The organism is Falsiroseomonas oryzae, from assembly GCF_027856955.1.
Classification (GTDB): domain Bacteria; phylum Pseudomonadota; class Alphaproteobacteria; order Acetobacterales; family Acetobacteraceae; genus Falsiroseomonas; species Falsiroseomonas oryzae.
The window spans coordinates 1-7,743 of the sequence record NZ_JAPSMD010000252.1 but is presented as its reverse complement, the minus strand read 5'-3'; the positions used below and the strand labels follow the sequence as shown (position 1 = coordinate 7,743).

Annotated in this window: 9 protein-coding genes; 5 read left to right on the top strand and 4 right to left on the bottom strand. The window is 72.6% G+C overall.

Going from position 1 to position 7,743, the window contains the following annotated elements; translation table 11 throughout:
* Positions 1–184: 184 nt before the first annotated feature.
* The 4 genes from OZN99_RS20480 to OZN99_RS20465 are packed head-to-tail and all read right to left on the bottom strand — an operon-like array spanning position 185 to position 4,420.
* On the bottom strand, positions 185–1,363 hold the full coding sequence (locus OZN99_RS20480) for a M20 aminoacylase family protein (protein ID WP_270937112.1): 1,179 nt from the start codon (positions 1,361–1,363) through the stop codon (positions 185–187).
* A 52-nt stretch (positions 1,364–1,415) separates the two neighbouring features.
* Entirely contained in the window at positions 1,416–2,315 is a 900-nt protein-coding gene (locus OZN99_RS20475; RefSeq protein ID WP_270937111.1) for an SDR family oxidoreductase, read from the bottom strand.
* On the bottom strand, positions 2,312–4,003 hold the full coding sequence (locus tag OZN99_RS20470) for a dihydroxy-acid dehydratase (RefSeq protein WP_270937110.1): 1,692 nt from the start codon (positions 4,001–4,003) through the stop codon (positions 2,312–2,314). The genes OZN99_RS20475 and OZN99_RS20470 overlap by 4 nt, the downstream gene beginning before the upstream one ends.
* Before the next feature lie 24 nt (positions 4,004–4,027).
* Positions 4,028–4,420, bottom strand: coding sequence for a VOC family protein (locus OZN99_RS20465; RefSeq protein WP_270937109.1), 393 nt, complete (start codon positions 4,418–4,420; stop codon positions 4,028–4,030).
* 192 nt (positions 4,421–4,612) lie between these two features.
* Between OZN99_RS20465 and rplM the strand changes: the two genes are divergently transcribed.
* The 5 genes from rplM to OZN99_RS20440 form a co-directional block, all read left to right on the top strand.
* Positions 4,613–5,083, top strand: a complete 471-nt coding sequence (rplM, locus tag OZN99_RS20460) for a 50S ribosomal protein L13 (RefSeq protein WP_270937108.1) — start codon at positions 4,613–4,615, stop codon at positions 5,081–5,083.
* 2 nt (positions 5,084–5,085) lie between these two features.
* A complete protein-coding gene (gene rpsI, locus OZN99_RS20455) occupies positions 5,086–5,589 on the top strand; it encodes a 30S ribosomal protein S9 (RefSeq protein WP_270937107.1) in 504 nt (167 codons plus the stop codon).
* A gap of 128 nt (positions 5,590–5,717) precedes the next feature.
* On the top strand, positions 5,718–6,680 hold the full coding sequence (argC, locus tag OZN99_RS20450) for an N-acetyl-gamma-glutamyl-phosphate reductase (RefSeq protein WP_270937106.1): 963 nt from the start codon (positions 5,718–5,720) through the stop codon (positions 6,678–6,680).
* 90 nt (positions 6,681–6,770) lie between these two features.
* On the top strand, positions 6,771–7,325 hold the full coding sequence (locus OZN99_RS20445) for a gamma carbonic anhydrase family protein (protein ID WP_270937105.1): 555 nt from the start codon (positions 6,771–6,773) through the stop codon (positions 7,323–7,325).
* A 34-nt stretch (positions 7,326–7,359) separates the two neighbouring features.
* Positions 7,360–7,743, top strand: a 384-nt coding sequence (locus OZN99_RS20440) for a hypothetical protein (RefSeq protein WP_408611871.1), incomplete at its 3' end; no start/stop codon positions are given.

The following is a 7,743-nucleotide window of genomic DNA, read 5'->3' as shown; positions in this document are numbered from 1 at the left end:
GGGCCGGTGCCGGCTGCGCGGCCGGGCGCGCCGGCTGCGCCGGAGCGGCCGGTTGCTGCGCCAGCGACGGCCCCGCCGCGAGCAGTGCGGCCAGCGTCCACCCGATCGATCCGATGCCGCGCATCCCGCCCCTCCGCCTCAATCGCGCGATCCTACCATCCGTCGCGCCGGTGCCCAAACCGGCTCAGCCGCGCCGGGGCAGCAGCTGTTCCGCCAGGGTGGCGAACCAGCTGGCGCCGATCGGCAGGATCTCGTCGTTGAAGTCGTATTTGGGGTGGTGGACCATCGCGTCGTCGGCGCCCTTGCCGCCGCCCAGGAACAGGTAGGCGCCCGGCTTCTCGTTCAGCATGAAGGCGAAGTCCTCGCCGCCCATGGTGGGCTGGGGCAGGGGCCGCGTCCGCGCCTCCCCGGTGACGGCGCGGGCGGCGCGGGCGGCGAGTTCCGTGCTCTCGGCCTCGTTCACGGTCGCGGGGTAGCTGCGGGTGAAGCGGGCTTCGACCGTGCAGCCCATCGCAGTGGCGATGCCCGTCACGATCTCCTTGAAGCGGCGCTCCAGCAGGTCGCCGACCTCGGGCAGGAACCAGCGCGCGGTGCCCTGCAGCTTCACGCTCTCCGGGATGACGTTGAAGGTGAAGCCGCCGGTGAAGTGGGCGATGGTGATCACCCCCGCCTCCAGCGGGTTCACGTTGCGCGCGACGATGCTCTGCAGTGCGGTGACGATGTGGGAGGCGACGAGGATCGGATCGACGCCGTTGTGCGGCATGGCGCCATGCGCGCCCACGCCGGTGATGGTGGCTTCCAGGTTCGCCACCGCGGCCATCACCGGGCCCGGCGCGTGCAGGAAGGTGCCGGCGGGCGCGCCCGGCCAGTTGTGCATGCCGAAGATGCGGTCCATCGGGAAGCGCTCGAACAGACCTTCCTTCACCATCACCTCGCCGCCCGCCAGGTTCTCCTCGGCCGGCTGGAAGACCAGGTAGACGGTGCCGTCGAAGTTGCGCGTCTCGGCCAGGTACCTGGCCGCGCCGAGCAGCATGGTGGTGTGCCCGTCATGGCCGCAGGCATGCATCTTCCCCGGCACGGTGGAGGCATAGGGCAGGCCGGTCTGCTCCTCGATCGGCAGCGCGTCCATGTCGGCGCGGAAGCCGATGGCGCGGCCGGAGCTGCCGTTGCCGCGGATCACGCCGACCACGCCGGTCTTCGCGATGCCGGTATGCACCTCGTCGCAGCCGAATGCGCGCAGCTTCTCCGCGACGATGGCGGAGGTGCGTACCTCCTCGAAGCCGATCTCGGGATGCGCGTGGAAGTCGCGCCGCCAGGCGGTCATCTCGGGGTGGAATTCGGCGATGCGGTTGATGACGGGCATCGATGGAAGCTCCGGGACGTTGCCGCGTGAATGGGCGCACGGCCCGGGCGGGTCAAGCCGCGCGGAAGGTGAGGCGGAGCCCGTCCTCGAGGCTGCGGCCGACCACGCCGAGACGCTCGCGCATCGGCCCCACGTCGAAGGCCTTGTCCTCCAGCAGGCGGCGCACCTCCGCGGCGCGGATGGTGGGGATGCGCGGGAGGATGCGGGTGAGGGGGGCGAGCGCCATCAGCACCGCCCCCGGGATGGGCAGGACCGCCGGCGGGCGCAGGCCGGCAGCGCGCGCCACAGCCATCAGGAAGTCGCGATAGGGCATGGCGCGGGGGCCGGCGACGACGATCGTCTGCGGCCCCGCCCAGTCGCGGCGCAGCGCGGCCAGGATGCAGGCGGTCAGGTCGTCCTGGTGGATCGGCTGCACCAGGGCGCGGCCGCCGCCTGGCAGGGGGGCGAGCGGGATGCGGCGCAGCAGGGCGGCCAGGCGCTGCACGTTGTCCTCGCCTTCCGCCCCGTAGATCATGGTGGGGTGCAGCATGACGCCGGCGCGGCCGGAGGCGAGGAAGGCGGCGTCGCCCGCGCGCACGCCGTCGCCGTGGTCGTCCGGCCAGCGCGAGAAGCGGCGGGTCGAGCCCAGGAAGACGAAGCGCGCATCCGCCGGCGCCGCGGCCAGGATGGCGGGGGCGTGGCGGGCATGGGCGCAGTTCACGACGTGCGTTGCACCGCGGAGAGCTTCCCGCAGCGCGGCGGGGTCGCGCAGGTCGGCGAGACGCGGCGTGCCGGGCAGGCCGGTCGCCGTCCACTTCGCCGCGTCGCGGACGACGGGGGTGAAGGGGGGCAGTTCGGGGAGGTCGATCGCGCCCCCACCCCGACCCTCCCCCGCAAGCGGGGGAGGGGGCGCGAGCAGCGCACGGCAGAGCGCGGCGCCGCTGCGGCCGGCGGCGCCGATGACGGCGATCACGGACGGAGGAAGGCGAGGTCCGCGCCCAGCGGCGCCTGCGTCACCTGCTCATGCACCAGCCGGTCCCAGCCGCGCGCCGGCGCCGGGGCGGGCGTCCAGCCGGCGCGACGCCTCGCCAGCTCCGCCTCGTCCACCAGCAGGTCGAGCCGGCGCTCCTTCACGCTCAGCCGGATGCGGTCGCCGGTCTGCGCCAGGGCGAGCGGCCCGCCCACCGCGGCTTCCGGCGCGACATGCAGCACGATGGTGCCGAAGGCGGTGCCGGACATGCGGCAGTCGCTGATCCGCACCATGTCCTTCACGCCCTGCCGCGCCAGTTTCTTCGGGATGGGCAGGTAGCCCGCTTCCGGCATGCCGGCGGGCGAGCGCGGCCCGGCGCCCTTCAGCACCAGGATGTCCTGCGGCGTGACGTCGAGCTCCGGGTCGTCGATGCGCCGCGCCAGGTCCTCGAGCCCGTCGAAGACCAGGCAGCGCGCCTCGGTCTCGAACAGCGCGGGCGTCGCCGCGCTGCGCTTGAGGATGGCGCCGTCCGGCGCGAGCGAGCCGCGCAGCGTGACGATGCCGCCGACCGGGCTGATCGGCGTCTCCCGCGCGCGGATGATGCGGCGGTCCACGAAATGCGTGCCGTCGCCGATGCGCGCGCGCAGCGGCGTGCCGTCCAGGTCGGGCGTGTCCAGGTGCAGCAGGTCGCGCAGCTCCCACAGCAGTGCCTGCATGCCGCCGGCGGCGTGGAAGTCCTCCATGTAGCCCTCGCCGGTGGGCTTGAGGTCCACCAGCACCGGCGTCGTCTCGCTCAGCGCGTCGAGGCGATCGAGGTCGAGCGCGATGCCGGCGCGGCCGGCGATGGCCGCCAGGTGCACCACCGCATTGGTGGAGCCGCCGAGCGAGAGCAGCACGCGCGTGGCGTTCTCCACGCTCTCCTTCGTGACCAGCGCGGCGGGCGGCATGGGCTTCGCGATCAGCCGCACCGCCTGGGCGCCGGCTTCCTCCGCGATGCGCAGGCGGTCGGCGTGGACCGCGGGCGCGCTGGCAGCTTCCAGTGGCATGAAGCCGAGTACGGCGGCGATGCAGGCCATGGTGCTGGCGGTGCCCATCACGCCGCAGGTGCCGGCGGTGGTGGCCAGCTTGCCCTCGATCTGGCCGATCTTCTCGGCGCTGACATCGCCGGCGCGGTAGCGCGCCCAGTAGCGGCGGCAATCGGTGCAGGCGGACAGCCGCTCGCCCTCGAAGGACTGGGCCAGCATCGGGCCGGTGACCAGCATGACCGACGGCGTGCCGGAGGAGACCGCGGCCATCAGCTGCGCCGGAACGGTCTTGTCGCAGCCGCCCACCAGCACCGCTGCGTCCATCGGCTGCGCGGTCAGCATCGCCTCGGTGTCGAGCGCCATCAGGTTGCGGTAGTGCATGGAGCAGGGATTGAGCGAGGGCTCGCAGAGAGACACGGTCGGGAAGGCCAGCGGCAGGCCGCCCGCGGCCAGCACGCCGCGCTTCACCGCCTCCACCAGTTCCGGTGCGGTGCGGTGGCAGTTGTTGTAGTCGCTGCCGGTGTCGGCGATGCCGACCACCGGCTTGTCCAGCATGGCCTGGGAATAGCCCATGGACTTGGCGAAGCTGCGGCGGAGGTAGAGCGCGAACTCCCGGTCGCCGTAGTTGGAGGACCGGTTGGCAAGGCCCTTGGGCGTATCGGACATGCAGAGGCTCCGGACGCGGCCGGATCACCCCGGCCGATGGCAGACGCAGCAGACCTTATGCCCGTCCGGGTCGCGCACATAGGCCGCGTAGAAATCGGGGTGGTAGTGCGGGCGCAGGCCAGGGGCGCCTTCCTCCCGCGCGCCGGCTTCCATGGCGGCGGCATGCACCGCGTCCACCGTGGCGCGGTCGGGCGCCTCGAAGGCGACGGTGGTGCCGTTGCCCACCGTGGCCGGGTGGCCGTCGATGGGGCGCATCAGCCAGAAGGGCATGGCCTCCGTGCCTGGCACGGCATAGCCGGCATAGCCGGCTTCCGCGTTCCAGTCCGCCCGGGCCAGGCGGAGCGGCGCGAGCACGCGGTCGTAGAAGGCGACGGCGCGGTCGAGGTCGTTGGTGCCGAGGGTGACGTGGCTGAGCATGGCGGATCTCCTTGTCTGCGCCGCGCCGGCTTGCCACGGGGCGGCTTTGCAGGTCCTGCGCATGTGCGGGAGCGCGGGTCGATGGCGGTAATCTGATACCGTCGCGCAAAAAGCCCGATGCTGCTTGACTTTTCGGCGCATCCCCGCGATATGCGCGCCCTGCTATCCACCCCCCGGGACCCCGGAACCATCATGCTGACGAGACAGACGGCCTCGCTGAAGCCGGCGGAGGTCAACAAGGGCTGGGTGCTGATCGATGCGGACGGGCTCGTGCTCGGCCGCCTCGCGGCGCTCATCGCCAACCGCCTGCGCGGCAAGCACAAGCCGCAATTCACCCCGCATGTCGATTGCGGCGACCATGTCGTCGTGATCAACGCGAAGAAGGTGCGGGTGACCGGCCAGAAGGCCGAGCAGTCCGTGTTCTACTGGCACACCGGCTATGCCGGCGGCATCAAGGGCCGCACCTTCCGCGAGCGGATCGAGAGCGCGCATCCCGAGCGCGTGATCGAGAAGGCGGTGGAGCGGATGATCACCCGCGGCCCGCTCGGCCGGAAGCAGATGCGCAACCTGCACGTCTATGCCGGCCCTGAGCATCCGCATGGTGGCAACACCCCGGCCGCGCTCGACGTCGGCGCGATGAACCGCAAGAACAAGGTCGCCTGAGCATGAGCGAGCAGGTTTCCCGCGGCGGCTCGCTGGCCGAGCTGAAGGACATGGTCAGCGCCGCCGGCGGTCCCGCCGCGGCCGAGGCGGCGCCGGTGCGCGAGCCGAAGCGCGACGCGCAGGGCCGGTCCTACGCCACCGGCCGGCGCAAGAACGCCGTCGCCCGCGTGTGGGTGAAGCCCGGCAAGGGCGAGATGGAGGTCAATGGCAAGCCGGCGTCGAAGTATTTCGCGCGCCCGGTGCTGCGCATGCTGATCGCCCAGCCCTTCCTGGTGGCGGACCGCTACCAGCAGTTCGACGTCTACGCGACGGTGGTCGGCGGCGGCCTCTCCGGCCAGGCCGGCGCGCTGCGCCACGGCATCTCCCGCGCGCTGACCTACTACGAGCCGGGCCTGCGCCCGCTGCTCAAGAAGGCCGGCTTCCTGACCCGCGACCCGCGCGTGGTCGAGCGGAAGAAGTACGGCAAGATGAAGGCCCGACGTTCCTTCCAGTTCTCCAAGCGCTGACGCCCAGCGGGTCGGGCGTCACGCCCGGCCTGCATGGCTGGTTCATCGGAGGGGCGGATCCGCAAGGGTCCGCCCCTCTTGCTTTTCAGGCCTCGAAACGCGCCAAGTTGCAGTCGGAGGATACCACCATGGCCAAGGGACCCATCCCGAGCGTCTTCATCGACGGCGAAGCCGGCACGACCGGCCTGCAGATCCGCGAGCGCCTGGCGCGCTTCCCCGGGATCGCGCTGCGATCGATCGCGCCCGAGCTGCGCAAGGACCCCGAGGCCAAGCGCGCCCTGATGGCGGAGGTGGACCTGGTGGTGCTGTGCCTGCCCGACGACGCGGCGAAGGAGGCCGCGGCGATGGCGGCCGGGCTCGGCGCGCAGGCGCCGAAGCTGCTGGATGCCTCCACCGCGCATCGCGTGCATCCGGACTGGGTGTACGGCTTCGCGGAGCTGAACGCGGCGCAGGAAGCCGCGATCGCCGCGGCGCCGCGGGTGGCGAACCCGGGCTGCTACCCCACCGGCGCCATCGCGCTGATCCGCCCGCTGGTGGAGGCCGGCATCCTGCCGAGGGACTATCCCGTCACGGTCAATGCCGTCTCGGGCTACACCGGCGGCGGCAAGGCGATGATCGCGGAGTTCGAGCCCGCGCGCTCCGCGCCGCCCTTCTTCCTCTACGGGCTCTCGCTCGAGCACAAGCACCTGCCGGAGATGCAGGCCTATGGCGGGCTGACGCGGCGCCCGCTCTTCGTCCCCTCGGTCGGCGACTTCGCGCAGGGCATGCTGGTCAGCGTGCCGCTGCATCTGGACCTGCTGAACGGCAGCCCGACGCCGGCCGTCCTCGAGGACTGCCTGCGCGCCGCCTATGCGCGTTCCGCCTGGGTGAGCGTGGCGGCGGCCGACGGCAAGGCGCGGCTGGCGCCGGAGGAGCTGAACGGCAGCAACCGGCTGGAGCTGCGCGTGTTCGGCAACGAGAAGCGCGGCCAGGCGGTGCTGGTGGCGAAGCTCGACAACCTCGGCAAGGGCGCCTCCGGCGCGGCGGTGCAGAACATCGGGCTGATGCTGGGCATCGACGTCGCGCCTGCGCTGCCGCTGGCGGCGGAATAGCCCCCTTGCCCTCTCCTCCCGCAGGGGGGAGAGGGTTGGGTGAGGGGTGCGCGAGGCATCGCGCCATCCCGCAGAACGGAGCCGGAATCCATGGACGACCTGCACATGCCCGCCGCGCGCGGCCCGCTGCTGCCCTTCGAGGGACAGATGCCGCGCATCCACCCCGATGCCTGGGTGGCGCCGACCGCGGTCGTCGTCGGCGACGTGGAGATCGGCGCGGACAGCTCGGTCTGGTACCACTGCGTGCTGCGCGGCGACACCAACATCATGCGCATCGGCGCCCGGACCAACATCCAGGACGGCTCCATCCTGCACCTGAATGCGGGGGCGGAGCCGCTGATCATCGGCGACGACGTCACCATCGGCCATGCCTGCATCGTGCACGCCTGCACGCTGAGGAACCGCGCCTTCGTCGGCATGGGCGCGACCGTGCTGGACCGCGCGGTGATCGAGGAGGGCGGCATGCTCGGCGCCGGGGGGCTTCTGCCGCCGGGCAAGCGCATCGGCCCGAACGAGCTGTGGATGGGGAACCCCGCCAAGCTGGTGCGCGTGATGGATGCGGAGGAGCGCGCGCGCTTCGACCGCACCGCGCCGCACTACGTGGAACTGGCCAAGCGCCACCGCGCCAGCCTCGCCCGCCCCTGAGGCGAGCGGGACGGGGCCGGCCGAGGAGACCGCCATGCCCCGCCTGCCGCGCCGCCTGGTCCTGCTGGCCGTCCTGGCCGGCTGCGCCCCGCGCCTGCCGCCCGAGCCCGTTGAGGTCCCGGGCATCGCGCGCGCCATGTATGGCGAGGACCCGACGATCGACATGATCGCCGGCGCGCATCGCTTCTTCGCCAATCCGCCTGGGATGCGCGGCAACCCGGCGGCCGGCGCGCTGGGGCTGGCGCAGCTGGAATACCTGGCGGCGGTGATGGCGGTGGGCGGGGCGCGCCACGACATGGCGATCGATTCGGCCGGGCCGCTGCGCGCCGGCCGGGCGGAGGCGCGCGCCGTGGCCGGGCTCCGCGCCGATGCCTCGCCGCAGCAGGCCGTCGATTCGCTCTTCGCCGCCTACGAGGCG